The sequence below is a fragment of the Saccharothrix sp. DSM 118769 genome (assembly GCF_052936295.1).
This window is the reverse complement of sequence record NZ_CP193627.1, coordinates 2376902-2394040: the sequence shown is the minus strand read 5'-3', so window position 1 is coordinate 2394040 and position 17139 is coordinate 2376902. Positions and strand designations below refer to the sequence as shown.

Genomic DNA, 17139 nt, shown 5'->3' with positions numbered 1-17139 from the left:
CGGCGTCACCCGATGCCGCGGTCGCGGGCGTACACGGCGGCCTGCGTGCGGTCGCGCAGGCCGAGCCGGGTGAGGATGCGCGAGACGTGGTTCTTCACCGTGCCCTCGCCCAGGTGCAGGCGGCGGGCGATCTCGCGGTTAGTGGAGCCGGCGGCGACGAGCCGCAGCACCTCCACCTCGCGGTCGGTGAGGCCGTGCGGCGCGACCCCGCCGGGCGTGACCGGCGTCAACGCGCTCGCCAGGCGCGCCGCCGCGGCCGGGTCCACCTGCACGACCCCGGAGTGCGCGAGCCGCACGGCCGCCGCCAGCTCCGCGGCGGGCCGGTCCTTGAGCAGGTAGCCGCTCGCCCCGGCGCGCAGCGCCCGCACCACGTACTCCTCGTCGTCGAACGTGGTCAGCAGGACCACCTTCGCCGCCAGCCCCCGGTCGCGCAGGGCGGTGAGCGCGTCGATGCCGTCCAGCCCCGGCATCCGGATGTCCATCAGCACCACGTCCGGGTGCTGCTCGGCGACGAGGTCGACGGCCGCCCGGCCGTCACCGGCCGTGCCGACGACGTCGATGCCGGGTTGGAGGCCGAGCAGGGCCGCGATGCCCTCCCGGACGAGCTGCTGGTCGTCCACCACGACGACGCGCACGGTCACGCCGCCCTCCTCGGCACCACGACGGTGAGCCGGGTCCCGGCCGCGCCGCGCACGTCGACCGAACCGCCCACCTGCGCCACCCGTTCCCGCAGGCCGCGCAGCCCGAACCCCTCGTCGCCCCCGGCGCCGGGGCCGCCGTCCGCGACGACCAGCTCCGCGGCCTCCGCCCCGCAGTGGACCGTCACCACGACGTCGCGGCCCGCCGCGTGCCGCAGGGCGTTGGTGACGCCCTCCTGCGCGGCGCGGTAGAGCGCGAGCAGGGTCGTGGTCGCGTAGCGGCTCTCGTCCCCCGTGCAGTCGACCACCACGTCCAGGCCGCGGGCGAGCCGTTGCAGCGACTCGGCCAACCGGAAGGGCTCCCGCAGCGCCCGCACCGAGAGCCGCACGTCCTCCAGCGCCCGCTTCGCCGACTCCCGGGCGTCCGAGACGGCCCGGTCGGCCGAGGCGGGGTCGACGCCCCGGAACGCCTCGGCCCGCTCCAGCAGCACCGCCACCGCCGTCAGGTGGTGCCCCACCCCGTCGTGCAGGTCCCGCGCCACCCGCACCCTCTCGGCCGCCGCCGACAGCTCCGCCATGGCCACCGCCAGCACCACCCCGATGCCGAACATCAGCAGGTCCGACACGTGCTCCGCGGACCGCTCCCAGCCGGGCGCGGTCACCTGGAACGCCACCACCATCACCGCCGCGCACCCGACGCCCACCACCACCGAACCCCTGCGGCCGAACGCGAAGTACGCCCCGAACGGCAGCAGCACGAACAGCACCCGCGCCATCCCCGACCCGTCGGCCCACGTCACCAGCACGACCAGCGCGGCCTGCGCCGCCAGCACCGCCCACGCCGGCAGGCGGCGCGCGGACCCGACCGCCACCAGCGCCGCCAGCCCGAGCGCGAACGGCACCCACCGGGTCACCCCGAACCCGGCCACCCCGGCGTACCCGCCGGCCACCAGCACGACCCCGCACAGCAGGGGCGACAACCACGACACAGGGCGCACGACAGCAGGCTACGGCCCGGCGCGCCCTCGCCGGGCGGTCGCGGAGCGGTGGGCCGGCGGACCGGGGACCGGCACGTGCCGATCGGCACCCCCGGGCCGGCCGGTCGGCACTGACCGCGCGCCCGGTGGCGTCCCTAGCGTCCACGACATGGACTTCTTGGCGCGGTTCGGCGCGGTGTGCGGGGTGGTGGCCGGGGTGCTCATCGGGGTGCCCGGGGCGGTGGAGGGGGTGACCGGGGAGACGGCGGCGACGAGCCTGCTGATCGGGCTGTCGCCGGCGCTCGCGGTGCCACTGCTGACCGCGCTGCACCTGGCGCAGCCCCGCACGCGGCTCGGGGACGCGGGCTACGCGGTGAACCTCGTCGGGCTCGGGCTGTTCGGGGCGGCGGCGTACTCGCTGAACGTCGTGCTGTTCTTCCTCGACGTGCCGCCCGCCGCGCCGACCAGGGCCGTGCTGACCGCGAGCGCGCTGGTGTTCGCGGTGGGCTCGGCGCTGTTCGGGGCGGCGATGATCAGGGCGCGGGTCCACCCGCCGGTGCCGTCGTGGGCCTACGCGGTCGGGCTGCCGGTGTTCACGTTCGCCACGCGGTTGCCGGACTCGCCGCTGACGAGCGCGCTGCACGTGGTGGCCGGCGGCGCGCTGGCGTGGCTCGCGGTCTCGGTCCACCCGGCGGTCGCGAGGACGACCGCCCCCGCGTAGGGCGGTCGTGCCCGTGGACCCGCGCGGCGGTCGCCACCGCCGCGCGGGTCCACCCGGACTACGGCGACCAGGGCGCGTCGACGGCCCAGGTGGTGTCCGCGTCGTAGGACGACGGGGCGTCGTAGGGGTGCGCGCCGCCGTCGACCGCGACCCACACCTCCGCCGAGTGGTGCCGCACGGACGCGCCCAGCTCGTTGAGCGACCGGAGCTTCACGCCGCCGGTGCCGGGCTGGGCGCAGAACGTCGCGTCGCGCCGGTACAGGTCGGTGTCCTCGCTCGGCGAGATCCGCACCCGGAACGCCTGGTGGCGCAGGTGGTGGCCGGGCACGTTGCGCGACTCGAACGAGTAGCACGACGGCTCGGCCAGGCCGCGCCGCACGACGAACGTCGCGTCGCCCTTGAGCAGCGCGGCGCTGCCCGCGCCCACCACGTCGGTGCGCGCGACGCCGTCCTGGTGCCGCAGGTACCGGTCGGTGAACCCGGCCGTGGTGACGCGGAACGAGCGCGCCCGGTCGAGCGGCAGGTCCGCGCCGCTGCGCCACAGCGGGACCGTCGCGGCCCACGTGGTGTCCGCCGCGAAGCCCTCGGCGGTGTCCCACGGGTTCGGGCCGCCGGGGCGCGCCACGTGCACGGCCTCGTCGCGGTGCCGGAGGAAGTGGCCGGGCAGGTTGCGCGACTCCAGCGCCGTGCCGCCCGAGCCGGGGCGCGCGCAGAACGTCGCGTCGCCCGCGAACCCCGCCGTGCCGTCGGCGGCGTCCGAGCGCACGCGGAACCCGGAGTGCCGCAGGTAGCGGCCGGGGAAGTTGCGCGACTCGAACGACAGGCACGCCGCGTCGGCCAGGCCCGGCCGGGCCCAGAACGTCGCGTCCAGGCGACCGGTGTCGTCGCCGACGACGTCGGTGCGGGCCAGGCCGTCGCGGTGCCGCAGGTGGCGGTCGGTGTGGCCGGGTGTGGTGACCCGCAGGGAGATCGCCTCGCCGCGCCCGACCTCGGTGCCGTCGGCGACGGCCAGCACGCGCCGGTTGACCTCGCGCACCCGCGCCTCGGTCACCTTCAGCACCTGCCGGTCGTAGGTGTAGAACCCGTTGACCTCGTTCTCCACGTCGTAGGGCTCGGTGTAGACCGACGCGGACAGGCCGCGGGTGTGCACGAACCGGCCGACCTCCTTGGTGATCTCCACGTACCGGGTGGTCAGCGACGTCTCGTCGGGGAACAGGTCGCCGTAGGCGAAGCCCGCGCCCGGCTGCCACTCGTGGCCGGCGACCCGCCGCCCCAGGCCGCCGTACTCGCCGAGGACGGCGATCCGGTTCGCGTCGGGCTGCCGGGTGGCCGCGGACACCTGGTAGGCGTGGTCGTCGACGACGTCGCCGTTGCCCGGGTCGGGGTCGGACACGCAGCAGTTGGAGCCGGAGTTGTGGTTGATCAACCGGGTGTTGTCGACCGACCGGACGAGGTCCACGATGCGGCCGGCGTCGTACTCGCCCCAGCCCTCGTTGAACGGCACCCACTGCACGATCGAGGTGATGCCCTTGAGCTGGTCGAGGACCCGGCGCAGCTCGGACTCGAAGTGGGCGCGCCCGTTCGGCACCTCGTCCACCGCGTCGAGCGACGGCATGTCCTGCCAGACCATCAGGCCGAGCCGGTCGGCGTGGTAGAACCAGCGGGCCGGCTCCACCTTGATGTGCTTGCGCACCATGTTGAAGCCCAGCGCCTTCTGCCGCTCCAGGTCGAAGCGCAGGGCGGCGTCGGTGGGCGCGGTGTAGATGCCGTCGGGCCAGTAGCCCTGGTCGAGCGTGCCGAGCTGGAACACGAACTTCCCGTTGAGCAGCGGCCTCGTCACGCCGCCGACCACCGCCTTGCCGAGCGAGCGCATGCCGAAGTAGCCGGTGACGACGTCGGTCCCGAGGGTGACCCGCAGGTCGTAGAGGAACGGGTCGTCGGGCGACCACAGCCGGGCGTCCGGGACGGGGACGCGCAGGTGCGCGCCGGTCGTGCCGCTCGCCGTGCCGACGACCCGGCCGCCGGTGAGCACCTCGGCGCGCACCTGCTTCCCGGCCGTGCCCCGCACGACGAGGTCGAGGACGCCCGCGGGCACGTCCGGGGTCGTGTCCAGGCGGGTGACGTGGTCGGCCGCGACCGGTTCCAGCCACACCGTCTGCCAGATGCCGGACGCCGCGGTGTAGAAGATGCCGCTCGGGTCGCGGCGCTGCTTGCCGATCGGGTACGAGCTGCCGTCCACCGTGGACCGCACGCCGACGACGACCTCGTTGGCGCCGGCGCGCAGGGCGTCGGTGACGTCGAACGAGAACGCGTCGAAGCCGCCGGTGTGCGTGCCGACGCGGGTGCCGTTGACCCAGACGCGGGTCTCCCAGGTGACCGCGCCGAAGTTCAGCTTCACCCGGCGACCGCCCCAGCCGGCCGGGGTGGTGAACGTGCGGCGGTAGTACATGTGGTCCTCGTGCCGCTTGATCCCCGAGAGCGCGGACTCGACCGGGTAGGGCACGAGCACGCCCTCGGGGAGCGTCCGGCCGATCGGCGGCGCGTCGAGGTCGGGGGCGCCGGCGAACTCCCAGACGCCGTTGAGGTTGAGCCAGTCGGTTCGCACGAGCTGCGGGCGCGGGTACTCCGGCAGGGCGTTGGTCGGGGACACCTGGCCGGTCCACGGCGTGGTCAGCGGGGCGGGTTTCGGCTGCCAGACGGCGGCGGAGGCGGCCGTCGGCACGGCGAGCACGAGGGTGCTCAGGACGAGGAGCCCGGTCAGCCCGGACAGCAGCTTGCGCATGGTCGCTCCACGGTCGGCAGGGGGCTGGTGACGTGGGTCACCCCGTTCTTACCTCGTTGATACAACGTTGTAAAGCGGTCGGGGGGCCGGCTACCATTCCGGTCGTTCCCGAGACCACGACGGAGGCGGAGGCACCGCTTGGCCACGCTCAAGGACGTCGCCGCGCTGGCCGGCGTGTCGGTGAAGACCGCGTCGAACGTGGTCAACGGCCACGCGTTCGTGAAACCGGAGAACCGCCGCCGGGTGGAGCAGGCGCTGGAGGCCACCGGCTACCGGCCCAACCTCGGCGCCCGCAACCTGCGCCGGGGCCGCACCGGTTCCCTGGCCCTCGTGGTGCCCGAGCTGGTCGTGCCGTACTTCGCGGAGCTGGCCGGGCTCGTGCTCGGGGCGGCGCGGGAGCGGGAGTGGAACGTCCTGATCGAGCAGACCCTGGGCACCCGCGAGGGCGAGCGGGACACGCTGGCCTCGCTCGGCCCGCACATGATCGACGGCGCGATCGTCAGCCCCGAGGCGCTGGAGGCGCGCGACTTCGACGAGCTGGCCCCCGGCATCCCGGTCGTGATGCTCGGCGAGCACCTCGTGGACCTGCCGATCGACCACGTGGGCATCGACAACGTGGCGGCCGCGCGCACCGCCGTGGCGCACCTGGTCGGCCTGGGGCGGACCAGGATCGCCGCGATCGGCGCGCACCCGCACCGCGGCACGGCGGCGCAGCGCCTGGAGGGCTACCGGCTGGCGCTGGCCGACGCGGGCCTGCCCGTGCGCGACGACCTGGTCGCGACCGCGCTGAACTACCACCGCCGCGACGGCGCGGAGGCGATGGCGCGGCTGCTGTCCGCGCCCGAACCGCCGGACGCGGTGTTCTGCTTCAACGACCTGCTCGCCACCGGCGCGGTGCGCGCGGCGGCCGAGCGCGGGGTGCGCGTGCCGCACGACGTGGCCGTCGCCGGTTTCGACAACACCGAGGAGGGCGCGTACAGCCTGCCGTCCCTCACCACCATCGCGCCGGACAAGGCGGCCGTGGCGCGGGCCGCGGTGGACCTGCTGCACCGGCGCGTCGAGGACCCGCGACGACCGCCGGAGCACGTCCGGACGCCGTTCTCGTTGCGGGTGAGGGAGAGCACCGGTGGTGCGTGAGGGCGTGTTCGAGGCTCCCGGTCGGATCAACCTGATCGGCGAGCACACGGACTACAACGACGGGTTCGTGCTGCCGATCGCGCTGCCGCAGACGGCTCGGGTGATCGCGGCCCGGCGGGACGACGGCGTGCTGCGGGTCGCGTCGAAGCAGGCGGGCGGCACGACCGAGGTGCGGGTCGTGGACCTCGTGCCGGGCGCGGTGACCGGCTGGGCGGCGTACGCGGCGGGCGTGGTGTGGGCGCTGCGGGACGCCGGTCACCCGATCGGCGGGTTCGGGCTGCTCGTGGACGGGTCCGTGCCGCTGGGCGCCGGGCTGTCGTCGTCGGCGGCGCTGGAGAGCGCGGTGGCGCTGGCCGTGACCGAGCTGTCCGGGGTGTCGCTGGACCGCCGCGAGCTGGCGCGCATCGCGCAGCGCGCGGAGAACGAGTTCGTCGGCGTGCCGTGCGGGGTCATGGACCAGTCGGCGTCGCTGCTGGCCCGGGAGGGGCACGCGCTGCTGCTGGACACCAGGTCGATGAGGACCGAGCACATCCCGTTCGACCTGTTCGGCCACGGCCTGTCGCTGCTGGTCGTGGACACGAAGGCGCCGCACCGCCTGGTCGACGGCGAGTACGCGGCGCGGCGGCGCGACTGCCACCGGGCCGCCGCGCTGCTGGGCGTGCCCGCGCTGCGCGACCTGCGCGACGCCGACCACGACCTGCCCGACACCCTGGCCCGGCGGGTGCGGCACGTGGTGGGCGAGAACCACCGCGTGCTGGAGGTCGCCGACCTGCTGCGAAGCGACCGCGTGCGCGACGTCGGGCCGCTGCTCACCGCGTCGCACGAGTCGTTGCGCGACGACTACCAGGTCACCGTGCCCGAGCTGGACACGGCGGTCGACGTGCTGCTGGCCGAGGGCGCGCTGGGCGCGCGCATGACCGGCGGCGGCTTCGGCGGCTGCGTGATCGCGCTGGTCGAGGAACCCGCCGTGGCCGCCTGCGAGGCCGCCGTGCGCAAGGCGTTCGCCGCCGCCGGCTTCGCCACCCCCGAGACCTGGACCGCCACCGCCTCCCCCGGCGCCCGCCGCACCGCATGACCCATCCCCCACGAACGCAGAACTCGCGCGTCCTGAACGCATGACTCACCCGCCACAAACGCATGACTCGCCAGTCGCGAACGCAGAACTCAGGGGTCCCGAACGTCGGACTCGCGGGGCCGGAACGTACGACTCTCGCGCGAGTCATGCGTTCACGACCCGTGAGTCCAACGCTCAAGACCTGTGAGTCCAACGCTCAGGGACCCTGAGTTCTGCATTGGGGACGTGTGAGTGGGGGTCAGCGGGTTAGTACCAGGGCTTGGGGGCGGCTTGTTCGGTGCGGGTGCGCAGCCACTTGACCCGGGTGGTGGTCTCGTCCTGGCAGGTGCGCACCGCGCCGCCTGCCGCTCGCACAGGTGGCTCCTCGGTCACGTGCTCGTCCACCCGCGACGGCCACGTCCCGCCGGCCCCGTAGGGGGTGCGTGGTCCCCACGGGTGCTCTTCGGCTTCCCGTCTTGCCATGCCGTACGGCCTACCCGTCTACACCCGTACTACACGTGCCGCTCACCTTCCCGGTGTACGCAGGGGTGCGCAGCGATCTTCCCGGCCCTGCACCGAAGGAGAGCCGATGTCCCCGTTGTCCCGCCGAACGCTCATCGCCGGCGGCATAGCCGGCGCGGGGGTGGGCGTCCTGTCGCCCGCCACCGCGAACGCGCTGGCCTACCCGTTCACCCTCGGCGTCGCCTCGGGCGAGCCGGTCGCGGACGGTTTCGTGATCTGGACGCGCCTCGCGCCGAGCCCGCTCAACGCGGACGGCCTGGGCGGCATGACGAGCGCCACCGTGACCGTGGAGTGGCAGGTCTCCACCGACCGGCGGTTCACGCAGGTGGTGCGCACCGGCTCGGTCGGCGCGACCCAGGCGTGGGCGCACAGCGTGCACGTGGAGGTCGACGGCCTCCAGCCCGGCCGCGAGTACTTCTACCGCTTCCGCGCCGCCGGGCACATCTCGCCGGTGGGCCGCGGCGTCACCGCACCCGCGGTCGGCACCAGCCCGGAGCTGACCATGCTGTTCGCCTCGTGCTCGCACTACGAGGAGGGCTACTTCACCGCCTACCGGCGCATGGCGGAGGAGAACCCGGACCTGGTGCTGCACCTGGGCGACTACATCTACGAGGGCGCGGCGACCACCACGAAGGTGCGCCGGTTCTCGCCGGCGGCGGAGATCGACGGGCTCGCCGACTACCGGGTCAGGCACGCGCAGTACAAGACGGACGTGGACCTCCAGGCCGCGCACGCCGCCGCGCCGTGGCTGGTCGTGTGGGACGACCACGAGGTGGAGAACAACTACGCCGAGCTGGTGCGCAACGACTCCTCCCCGGCGGGCGACTTCACGGCGCGGCGCGCGGCGGCGTACAAGGCGTACTACGAGCACATGCCGCTGCGGTCCGCGCAGCGGCCGGTCGCGGAGGACATGCAGCTGTACCGGCGGGTCCGCTGGGGCGGCCTGGCCACGTTCCACCTGCTCGACACCCGCCAGCACCGCGACGACCAGGCGTGCGGCGACGGCACGAAGGTGTGCCCGGAGGCCGACGCGCCGACGCGCACGCTGACCGGCGCGGCGCAGGAGGCGTGGCTGCTGGACGGGATGCGCCAGAAGCTCGGCACCTGGGACTTCCTGGGGCAGCAGGTGTTCTTCGCGCAGAAGCTCGCCTCCGCGGACGGCGCGAGGTCGATGGACTCGTGGGACGGCTACACCGCCAACCGCGGCCGGCTCCAGCGGGGCTGGGACGCGGCGGGCCTGCGCAACACCGTCGTGCTGACCGGCGACGTGCACCGGTCGTGGGCGGCGAACCTGATGAACGACTACACCGCGCAGGACCGGGTCGTCGGCACCGAGCTGGTGACGACCTCGATCACCTCCGGCGGCGACGGCAACGCCGCCGACAACGGCCTGTCGAGCCTGAACCCGCACGTGAAGTTCTACAAGAACCTGCGCGGCTACGTCCGCACGCGCACCTCCGCGACGCGGGTGGACGTCGACTTCCGCTTCCTGGACCGGGTCACCACGCGCGACTACCCGGTCCGCACGCTCCAGAGCTACGTGATCGAGGCGGGCAACCCCGGATTGCAGGCACCCTGATGAAGACGACCCCGACGAAGACGACGACGAAGCTGGCCGTCCCCGCCCTCGTGTGCGGGCTGGTCCTCGCCGGCGCGGGCACCGCGTCCGCCGCGGCCACGTGGAGCGCCGCCAACAGCACCGCCACCGGGGACCAGGACAACGCCGCCGTGTCCGCCGTCCGCAACGGCTGGACGGCCGTGGTGTGGGAGGACGACCGCGACGACGCCACCCCGACCGACCCGCTGCACAGCGACGTGTGGGTGCGGCTGTTCAAGGACGGCGAGTCGCGCTACGAGAAGAAGCTGTCCGCCGGCGGCAGCGGCGACTGGCGGCACGTGCAGCCGGACGTGGCCCTGCACGACGACGGCAGCGCGGTCGTGGTGTGGGCGGAGGACGCGGACGGCAACGGCTACTACAACATCCAGGTGCGGGCCCTGTCGAACACCGGCGCGGTGTCGGGTTCGGCGATCGCCAACGCGGACCCCGCGGGCCAGCAGAGCGTGCCCGCGGTGGGCGCCGACCCGGACGGCGCCGGGTTCGCGGTGGCCTGGGAGGACGAGCAGACCTCCGCGAACGCCACCGTGCGGGTGGCCGGGTTCGCGTCGATCTCCGCCAAGTCCTACGAGGTGCAGGCGCACGCGACGGGCGGCACGCACCAGCGGCCGGACGTGGCGGTGGGCGCGGCGGGCAACGCGGTCGTCGCGTGGGCCGAGGACGGCGACGGCGACGGGGCGTTCGACGTCGCGCGCAAGGTGCTCACCCCGACCGGCGGGGTGAAGGTCGCGCAGGCGGCGGCCAACGCCTCCACGGGCGGGCAGCAGCGCCGCCCGGTCGTGGCGGCGAACTTCAACGGCGACTTCGCGGTGGCCTGGGAGACCGACCACACGGGCACGGCCGGGGTGGGCGTCCGCTCGTTCACCGCGGCGGGCGCGGCGCGGACGGCGGCGGACACCGTGCTGCCGGGCGCGGACCCGCAGATCGGCGTCGACGACCAGCTCGACGTCGCGGTCACCTGGGCGCAGGCGCAGGACGTGGTGACGCAGGGCCTCAACCCGGACGGCACGGTCGAGGGCCGCCTGCCGCGCCAGGCGACGGTCTCCACCGCCACCGGCCGCCAGGACGAGCCGGCGCTGGGCGTCGACGCGTGGGGCCGGATCACGGTCGCCTACACCGACGACAACGACGGCAACGGCTTCGACCAGGTCTACCTGGGCGTCGGGCTGGTCAACAGCACGTGGTGAGGCGGGCGCGCCCCGCCCGGGCGGGGCGCGTCACCGCCGGAACTCCGCCACCAGCCGCTTGGGCGCGCGGCACAGCCACGCCTCGGTGAGCAGTTCGCCCAGTTCGCCCTCCGGGATGTCGTCGAGCCGGACGAGCACGGCGGCGTAGCCGTCGAAGTGCGGGGTGGTGAAGTAGACCGCCGGGTCGTCCGCGACCAGCGCTTGCTTCACCCCCTCGTCCGCGACGCTCACGCCGAGGACCGGGCCGGACGGCGCGGCGTCGCCCAGGGTCTCGCGGTCCTTGCCGCGCAGCGGCCGTTCCCAGGCGAACGCCTTGTCCCGCACGCGCCACGCGGGCAGACCTTCGTAACTCGGTCGCTCCGCCGTCTCCGGCAGCGCCAGGGCCAGCCGTCGCACGTCGTCCCAGGTAGCCATGGGCGTAGACGATAGACCCCGGCAACCGTTGGCGAGGCCAATGCACTCCCCCGCGGACCGGCGAGCCGCCCGGCACCGGTCGCCACTACGGCGACCCGCACGACCCGGACCGCGAGCGCGGGGCTTTCAGAGGACCAGCGAGACCCCGGTCGCGGTGACCACCACGGCGACCGCCGCGTCCAGCACCCGCCACGCCGAAGGACGCGTGAACGTGCCCGACAGCCGGCGCGCGCCGAACCCGAGGGCGCTGAACCACAGCGCGCTGGCCGCCATCGCCCCCGCGCCGAACCACCACCGGTCACCGCCGAACGCGGTCGACGCGGTGCCCAGCAGCAGCACGGTGTCCAGGTACACGTGCGGGTTGAGCCAGGTCAGCGCCAGGCACGTGACGACCGCCGCCGACGCCGCGCCGCCGAGCCGCAGCGCCGCCGGCCGCAGCACCCGGCGCGCGGCCAGCACGCCGTAGCCCACCAGGAACGCCGCGCCGACCCAGCGGACCACCTCCAGCGCGGTCGGCCACGCCGAGAGCGCCGCGCCGACCCCGCCGACGCCCAGGGCGATGAGCAGGGCGTCCGACCCCGCGCAGATGGCGACGATCACCGGCACCCGTTGCCGCAGCACGCCCTGCCGCAGCACGAGGGCGTTCTGGGCGCCGATCACCACGATGAGGGACAGTCCGGTGCCGAGCCCGGCGAGCAGCGCGTACATCACACCGGGAACGGTAGGAACCGCACGGCATTAAGACCAGCTACAGTTCCTCAAGTACCGTAAGCAGTCGTGATGCTGGACCCGGAATGCGTGCGCACCCTGCTGGCCGTCGTCGACGAGGGCACGTTCGACGCCGCCGCCAGAGCGCTGCACGTCACGCCCTCCGCCGTGAGCCAGCGCATCAAGCAGCTGGAGCAGCGCACCGGCCGCGTGCTGGTGGTGCGCGCCAAACCCGTCCGCCTCACCGAGTCCGGCGCGGTCATCGCCCGCTACGGCCGCCAGCAGGCCCTCCTCGACCGCGACGCGCACACCGCGCTCGGCCTCGCCGCGGACCCCACCCCGATCGCCGTCGCGGTCAACGCCGACTCGCTGTCCACCTGGTTCCGCCGCGTGGTCAAGGAACTCGCCGGCGACGACGGCCTGGTGCTGACCGTGCGCCGCGAGGACCAGGACCACACCGCCGACCTGCTGCGCCAGGGCCTCGTCGTCGCCGCCGTGACCTCCTCGCCGCGACCCGTGCAGGGCTGCCGCGCCCGGCCGCTCGGCAGCATCCGCTACCACGCCGTCGCCTCCCGGCGGTTCGCCCGGCGGCTCGACGCCGGCACGCCGCTGCACGAGGCGCCGGTGATCGTGTTCGACGAGAAGGACGACCTCCAGGACGCGTTCTGCCGCACCGAGACCGGCCACCCCGCCTCGTCCCACCGCCACCACCTGCCCGACGGGCACGTGTTCGAGGACGCCGTCGTGTCCGGCGCGGGCTGGGCCCTGCTCACCGAGCACCAGGTCGCGCGGCACCGCGGCCTCGTGCACCTCGCCCCCGGCCGGCCGGTCGACGTGCCCCTGCACTGGCAGCAGTGGAAGCTCGACTCACCGCCCCTGGCCCGCGTCGCCGACGCCGTCCTGCGCGCCGCGGCGGCCGAGCTGCACTGACCCGGTGGACGGGACGGCGAGCGTGGTGGGGTGGCCGAAGGTCGCCATCGTCGCCGGCGGCGGCGCGTACCGGGTCTCCGCGGCCGGCCACCCCGCGGCGAGCACGTAGAGCGGGACGCTCCCCGTGCCGTCCACCCCGCAGCGCTCCGCCACCTCGACGTCGTGGAACGCCCCCGTCTGCGCCGGACCCAGGCCGAGCGCGGTGGCGGTCAGCGCGAAGGTCTGCCCCAGGTGCCCCGCGTCGAGCAGCGACACGCGGTAACAACGCGGGTGGTGGTACTTGTACGACATCCGCTCGACGACCGCGACCAGGACGACCAGGAACGCCGCCCCCGCCACCCAGTCCTGGTCCGTGCACAGGTGCGCCGCCTCCTGGGGCGAGAACCCCGGCGAGCGCAGCTCCAGCGAGTGCTCGCGGGCGTTGTAGTGGTACAGGCCCGGATCGACGCCCTCCACGTTCAGCGCGCCGACGTAGGCGTCGATCTCCTGCCGCGAACCGCCGGAGGGGCTCGTGCGGCGGAACAGCGCGCCACGACCGCAGTCGATGAAGTCGACCGGGCCGAACACGGTCGACAGCAGCGTCGCGAGGACGTCCCGCGGAACCGGGTCACCGGTGAAGTCGCGGTGCGTGCGACGCCCGTAGAGCACCTGGTCGAACGGGGCGCGCAGGTCACCGGGACGACGCGGCAGCAGCACCCGCTCGGCGTCCGGGTAGCCGGTGAACATCGCGGGCAGCGGCTCGTCCGCGCCCCGCACCTCCTGCTCCTCCTCCGGGTCGTCCTCGGACAGCAGCGTGCCGTAGTGGAAGAACGACGCCTCGGGCATCCAGTGCTCCCACACCCGCGCGACGCGGTCGTCCAGCGCGGCACCGGGGCTGTCCTCGGCCAGCAGCAACCCCGTCCGGGACATGCCCTCCACCGCCTCGTCGACCGTGTCGCGGCTGAGGTGACCGAGCAGTTCGGCGGCCTTGGCGGGTTCGGTCCAGTCGTCGAAGGCGGACAGCACCTCCGCCGCCACCGGGTGCAACGCGACCGGCGTGCCGCCCGGGTAGGGGTGGACGACGAACGAACCCCCGTGCCAGTAGCACATGACGCAGGTAGCTCGGCGGAAACGCACGGGACGGCCCCCTCGGGCGACGCGAACGGGACAACGCGGGACGGACAACGCAGGACGGGCGACACGGGACGGGCGACACGGACAGGGCGACACGGGCAGGGGCCACGACCTCGGCTCGGGGTCGTGGCCCCCCACACCCGCGGCTCATCGACCGTTGTAAGACCAGTACCAGTACCTGTTGCGACACCGGTCCTTGCGGACCACCGGCTCCGCCTTCATCGAAACAGTGCGCATCCTCTACACCTCCCCGCCCGTCGGGCGGCGACCGGGGGTTCGATCCCGACCACCGCTTCTTCCCTTGCGGGAGAACGGTTTCCCCGTCGCGGCGGCGGTGAACGGCGATCCGCGACGACAACCCGTTCCAGCAACGACTTTCGGCGGTGGTGCGGCACTCGTCACGGCTTCCAGGCCTTGCACCCGGCTGCCGTACACCAGGACGGGTGAGATCGCTCGACACGACTACTTTCTGTAAACACTGAAGTAATCAATACGGATGATTTCCCGGCCCATCGTGTCCGTTGAGCAGCGCCGGGCCAACCGCGTTCGCCCGCGCAGCGGTTCCGCCACCGGCGCGCCACGCGGGACAATCCGGTGCCGACAACGTTGTCAGCGCTTCCTCTCCCTGTCGGAGGAACCCATGCGTCTCCGCTCCGCGGCGGTCGCCGCCCTCACCCTGGCCGCACTCGCCGTCCCGATCACCGGCACGGGCGCGGCCCTCGCCGTCACCGATCCCGCCCAGCACGTCAACCCGTTCGTCGGCACCCGCCCCGGCGGTCCCGACTTCGGGCACGGCGGCGGCGCGGGCAACACCTTCCCCGGCGCCGTCGCGCCGTTCGGCATGCTCCAGTGGAGCCCCGACACGGTGACCCACCAGCACGGCGGCTACCACTACGACGACAACCGCATCCGCGGCTTCAGCCTCACCCACCTGTCCGGTCCCGGGTGCAGCGACTTCGGCACCGTCCCGTTCATGCCGTCGCTCGGCACGAGCCCCGTCGCGCACTCCACCTTCTCGCACGCCGACGAGCAGGCGTCGCCCGGCTACTACTCGGTGCGGTTCGGCAACGGCATCCGCACCGAGCTGACCTCGAACCCGCGCTCCGGCGTCGCCCGCTTCACCTACCCCGCCGGGCAGCGGGCCTCGCTCACCGTCGACGCCGGCCGCGCGTTCAACGCCGCCTCGGGCTCGATCACCGTCGGCGCGGACACCCTGTCGGGCTACACCGACAGCGGCGGGTTCTGCGGCACGGGCAACCGGTACCGGCTGCACTTCCACGTCGCCTTCGACCGGCCCTTCGCGACCGCCGCCACCGTGCTGGACGGCTGGGTGCGCGACGACCCCCACGTCGAGGGCGGCAGCACCGGCGGTGCGCCCGTCGCGCCCAAGACCGCGCAGAGCCAGGGCGTGCCCGCGCCGAGCGCGACGGCCGAGGACGTGCGCCCGCTCGCGGCGGCGGCGTTCGTGTCGTTCGACGCCACCACCGTGACCGCCCGCGTCGGCATCTCGTTCGTCAGCCTCGACGGCGCGAAGGCGAACCTGGCCGCCGAGACCGGCACGAGCTCGTTCGACGCGGTCCGCGCCGCCGCCCGCGACGCCTGGAACGGGTGGCTCGGCCGGATCGACGTCACCGGCGGCACGACCACGCAGCTGCGCACCCTCTACACCTCGCTCTACCACTCGCTGCTGCACCCCAACGTGTTCAGCGACGTGGACGGCCGGTACACCGGCTTCGACCGGCAGGTGCACACCACCTCGCGGACGCAGTACGCGAACTTCTCCGGCTGGGACGTCTACCGCTCGCAGGTGGCGCTCGTCGCGCTCCTCGCACCACAGGTGGCCGCCGACATCGCCCAGTCGGCCGTCAACCAGGCCGCGCAGGGCGGCTACTTCGACCGGTGGACGGTCGCCAACGGCGGCACGGGCGTGATGAACGGCGACCCGATGGCGATCGTCGTGTCCACCGCGCACGCGTTCGGCGGCACCGGGTTCGACACCGCGGACGCCCTGCGGCGCATGGTCGCCGGGGCGCACGACGTCCGCCAGCGCCCGGGGTGGTTGCAGTTCGACCAGTACGGGTACGTGCCGACCGGGCTGCCCGACGTGTGGGGTTCGGCGGCGACGACCCTGGAGTACACCAGCGCCGACTTCGCGATCTCCCAGTTCGCCGCCCGCCTCGGCGACGCGGCCACCGCGGAGACCTTCCTGCGCCGCGCGCAGCACTGGCGCAACCTGTTCGAGTCGGGCGCGAAGTACCTCAAGCCGCGCAACGCCGACCTGGGCTGGCCCGCGTTCAACCCCGTGCAGGAGAACGAGTACGTCGAGGGCAACGCCGCGCAGTACACGTGGATGGTGCCGTACAACCACCGCGGCCTGTTCGACGCGATGGGCGGTGACGCGGCCGTCGTGTCCAGGTTGGACACCTTCTTCACCGAGCTGAACGCCGGGCCGGAGAAGCCCTACGCCTACCTGGGCAACGAGCCGACGCTCAACACGCCGTGGGCCTACGCCTACGCGGGCGCGCCGCACCGGACGCAGGACGTGGTGCGCCGCGCGCTGACGTCGATCTTCACCCCGGTCCCGGAGGGGCTGGTCGGCAACGACGACCTCGGCGAGATGTCGTCGTGGGCGGTGTGGGCCGCGCTCGGCCTGTACCCGCAGGCACCCGGCCGGGCGGAGCTGGTGGTGGCGAGCCCGCAGTTCCCGACGACCGTCGTCAAGCGGGGCAACGGCGCGACGATCACCATCACCGCGCCGCAGGCGTCCGACGTGGACAAGTACGTGCAGTCGCTGCGCGTGGACGGGGTCGCGTCCACCCGGCCGTGGCTGCCCGCGTCGTTCGTGGCGCGGGGCGGCGCGCTCGACTTCACGCTGGGCGCGACGGCGTCGGGCTGGGGTTCGGCGCCGGCCGACGCGCCGCCGTCGTTCGACGTGGGCCCGGAGCGGGCGCGCTCGGGCGCGGTCGTCGGCCTGGCCGCGAAGTGCCTCGACGCGGAGCCCGCGGGTCCGACCGACGGCGCGCCCGTGCGGCTGTGGGACTGCAACGGGTCGGCCGCGCAGCAGTGGACCCTGGCGCCCGACGGCACGGTCCGCGCCCTGGGCCGCTGCCTGGACGTGAGCGGCAGCTCGCGGGCGGACGGCGCGAAGGTGCAGCTGTGGACGTGCAACGGGACGGGTGCGCAGCAGTGGTGGCCGAAGGGCGGGGCGCTGGTCAGCCCGGCGTCCGGCAAGTGCCTGGACGTGCCGAACAGCAGCACGGTCAACGGCGTCCAGCTCCAGCTCCACACCTGCAACGCCACGGCGGCCCAGCGGTGGAGGGTGCCCTAGGGGGTAATAGGCC

The 17139-nt window shown here is 74.1% G+C and carries 13 protein-coding genes; 7 read left to right on the top strand and 6 right to left on the bottom strand.

Annotation, left to right across the window (positions count from 1 at the left end; translation table 11 throughout):
• Positions 1 to 5: 5 nt before the first annotated feature.
• Both ACRAKJ_RS11230 and ACRAKJ_RS11225 read right to left on the bottom strand, forming a co-directional pair.
• Positions 6 to 641 (bottom strand): response regulator, encoded by a 636-nt coding sequence (locus ACRAKJ_RS11230; RefSeq protein WP_438919992.1) that lies wholly within the window; start codon positions 639 to 641, stop codon positions 6 to 8.
• On the bottom strand, positions 638 to 1636 hold the full coding sequence (locus ACRAKJ_RS11225; protein WP_438919991.1) for a histidine kinase: 999 nt from the start codon (positions 1634 to 1636) through the stop codon (positions 638 to 640). Before ACRAKJ_RS11225 ends, ACRAKJ_RS11230 begins: the two co-directional genes overlap by 4 nt.
• 148 nt (positions 1637 to 1784) lie before the next feature.
• On the opposite strand from ACRAKJ_RS11225, the gene ACRAKJ_RS11220 reads away from it, so the two are divergent.
• Positions 1785 to 2336 (top strand): hypothetical protein, encoded by a 552-nt coding sequence (locus ACRAKJ_RS11220; protein ID WP_447008930.1) that lies wholly within the window; start codon positions 1785 to 1787, stop codon positions 2334 to 2336.
• Between the two features lie 58 nt (positions 2337 to 2394).
• Here ACRAKJ_RS11220 and ACRAKJ_RS11215 read toward each other — a convergent pair whose 3' ends face one another.
• Positions 2395 to 5118, bottom strand: a complete 2724-nt coding sequence (locus ACRAKJ_RS11215) for an AbfB domain-containing protein (protein ID WP_438924601.1) — start codon at positions 5116 to 5118, stop codon at positions 2395 to 2397.
• A 138-nt stretch (positions 5119 to 5256) separates the two neighbouring features.
• Here ACRAKJ_RS11215 and ACRAKJ_RS11210 point away from each other — a divergent pair, with 138 nt between their 5' ends.
• From ACRAKJ_RS11210 to ACRAKJ_RS11195, 4 genes are all read left to right on the top strand, one after another.
• Positions 5257 to 6255 carry a substrate-binding domain-containing protein gene (locus ACRAKJ_RS11210; RefSeq protein ID WP_438924600.1) on the top strand — a complete coding sequence of 333 codons (999 nt, stop codon included), beginning with the start codon at positions 5257 to 5259 and terminating at the stop codon, positions 6253 to 6255.
• Positions 6245 to 7330 (top strand): galactokinase, encoded by a 1086-nt coding sequence (gene galK / locus ACRAKJ_RS11205; protein WP_438924599.1) that lies wholly within the window; start codon positions 6245 to 6247, stop codon positions 7328 to 7330. The genes ACRAKJ_RS11210 and galK overlap by 11 nt, the downstream gene beginning before the upstream one ends.
• A 568-nt stretch (positions 7331 to 7898) precedes the next feature.
• Positions 7899 to 9410: an alkaline phosphatase D family protein gene (locus ACRAKJ_RS11200; protein ID WP_438924598.1), complete on the top strand. Its 1512-nt coding sequence runs from the start codon at positions 7899 to 7901 to the stop codon at positions 9408 to 9410.
• Positions 9410 to 10633 carry a hypothetical protein gene (locus ACRAKJ_RS11195; protein ID WP_438924597.1) on the top strand — a complete coding sequence of 408 codons (1224 nt, stop codon included), beginning with the start codon at positions 9410 to 9412 and terminating at the stop codon, positions 10631 to 10633. Before ACRAKJ_RS11200 ends, ACRAKJ_RS11195 begins: the two co-directional genes overlap by 1 nt.
• Before the next feature lie 30 nt (positions 10634 to 10663).
• On the opposite strand, the gene ACRAKJ_RS11190 is transcribed toward ACRAKJ_RS11195, so the two are convergent.
• Both ACRAKJ_RS11190 and ACRAKJ_RS11185 read right to left on the bottom strand, forming a co-directional pair.
• Positions 10664 to 11047: an MmcQ/YjbR family DNA-binding protein gene (locus tag ACRAKJ_RS11190; RefSeq protein ID WP_438924596.1), complete on the bottom strand. Its 384-nt coding sequence runs from the start codon at positions 11045 to 11047 to the stop codon at positions 10664 to 10666.
• 126 nt (positions 11048 to 11173) lie between these two features.
• Positions 11174 to 11755, bottom strand: a complete 582-nt coding sequence (locus tag ACRAKJ_RS11185; protein ID WP_438924602.1) for a LysE family transporter — start codon at positions 11753 to 11755, stop codon at positions 11174 to 11176.
• Positions 11756 to 11827: 72 nt separating this feature from the next.
• On the opposite strand from ACRAKJ_RS11185, the gene ACRAKJ_RS11180 reads away from it, so the two are divergent.
• Entirely contained in the window at positions 11828 to 12685 is an 858-nt protein-coding gene (locus ACRAKJ_RS11180) for an ArgP/LysG family DNA-binding transcriptional regulator (protein ID WP_438924595.1), read from the top strand.
• Here ACRAKJ_RS11180 and ACRAKJ_RS11175 read toward each other — a convergent pair.
• Entirely contained in the window at positions 12623 to 13774 is a 1152-nt protein-coding gene (locus tag ACRAKJ_RS11175) for a SagB/ThcOx family dehydrogenase (RefSeq protein ID WP_447008929.1), read from the bottom strand. The genes ACRAKJ_RS11180 and ACRAKJ_RS11175 overlap by 63 nt on opposite strands.
• Positions 13775 to 14438: 664 nt before the next feature.
• Here ACRAKJ_RS11175 and ACRAKJ_RS11170 point away from each other — a divergent pair.
• Complete coding sequence (locus tag ACRAKJ_RS11170; protein ID WP_438924593.1) at positions 14439 to 17126, top strand: lectin; 2688 nt, start codon at positions 14439 to 14441, stop codon at positions 17124 to 17126.
• Positions 17127 to 17139: the final 13 nt, after the last annotated feature.